Origin of the sequence: Paenibacillus harenae (assembly GCF_030812415.1) — a bacterium.
Lineage (GTDB): Bacteria > Bacillota > Bacilli > Paenibacillales > Paenibacillaceae > Pristimantibacillus > Pristimantibacillus harenae_A.
Genome location: NZ_JAUSST010000021.1, coordinates 1 through 1,272, shown reverse-complemented (window position 1 = coordinate 1,272; position 1,272 = coordinate 1). Strand labels below are relative to the sequence as shown.

Below are 1,272 nucleotides of genomic sequence, written 5' to 3'. Positions count from 1 at the left end.
CACACATTGCTGTGCTTCCACCCCGAACCTATCAACCTCGTCGTCTTCAAGGGGTCTTACATACTGGGAAATCTCATCTTGAGGGGGGCTTCACGCTTAGATGCTTTCAGCGCTTATCCCGTCCGTACTTGGCTACCCAGCGGTGCTCCTGGCGGAACAACTGGTACACCAGCGGTACGTCCATCCCGGTCCTCTCGTACTAAGGACAGCTCCTCTCAAATTTCCTGCGCCCGCGACAGATAGGGACCGAACTGTCTCACGACGTTCTGAACCCAGCTCGCGTACCGCTTTAATGGGCGAACAGCCCAACCCTTGGGACCTACTTCAGCCCCAGGATGCGATGAGCCGACATCGAGGTGCCAAACCTCCCCGTCGATGTGGACTCTTGGGGGAGATAAGCCTGTTATCCCCAGGGTAGCTTTTATCCGTTGAGCGATGGCCCTTCCATTCGGTACCACCGGATCACTAAGCCCGACTTTCGTCCCTGCTCGACTTGTAGGTCTCGCAGTCAAGCTCCCTTATGCCTTTGCACTCTTCGAATGATTTCCAACCATTCTGAGGGAACCTTTGGGCGCCTCCGTTACATTTTAGGAGGCGACCGCCCCAGTCAAACTGCCCGCCTGACACGGTCCCTCTACCGGTTTCACGGTAGCAGGTTAGAACTCCGATACGATCAGGGTGGTATCCCAACGTCGCCTCCACACAAGCTGGCGCTCATGCTTCAATGGCTCCCACCTATCCTGTACAGATCGTACCAAAGTCCAATATCAAGCTGCAGTAAAGCTCCATGGGGTCTTTCCGTCTTGTCGCGGGTAACCTGCATCTTCACAGGTATTAAAATTTCACCGGATCTCTCGTTGAGACAGCGCCCAAGTCGTTACGCCATTCGTGCGGGTCAGAATTTACCTGACAAGGAATTTCGCTACCTTAGGACCGTTATAGTTACGGCCGCCGTTTACTGGGGCTTCGGTTCACAGCTTCGGATTGCTCCTAACCGCTCCCCTTAACCTTCCAGCACCGGGCAGGCGTCAGCCCGTATACTTCGCCTTACGGCTTCGCACAGACCTGTGTTTTTGCTAAACAGTCGCTTGGGCCTTTTCACTGCGGCCCCCTCGGGCTATTCACCCTACCGAGGCACCCCTTCTCCCGAAGTTACGGGGTCATTTTGCCGAGTTCCTTAACGAGAGTTCTTCCGCGCGCCTTAGCATGCTCTGCTCGCCTACCTGTGTCGGTTTGCGGTACGGGCACCTAGATCTCACTAGAGGCTTTTCT

1 rRNA gene is annotated in these 1,272 nt (G+C 55.3%); it reads right to left on the bottom strand.

The features are described 5' to 3' along the window. Positions 1–1,272 (bottom strand): 23S ribosomal RNA (locus tag J2T14_RS30760); the annotation flags it as partial.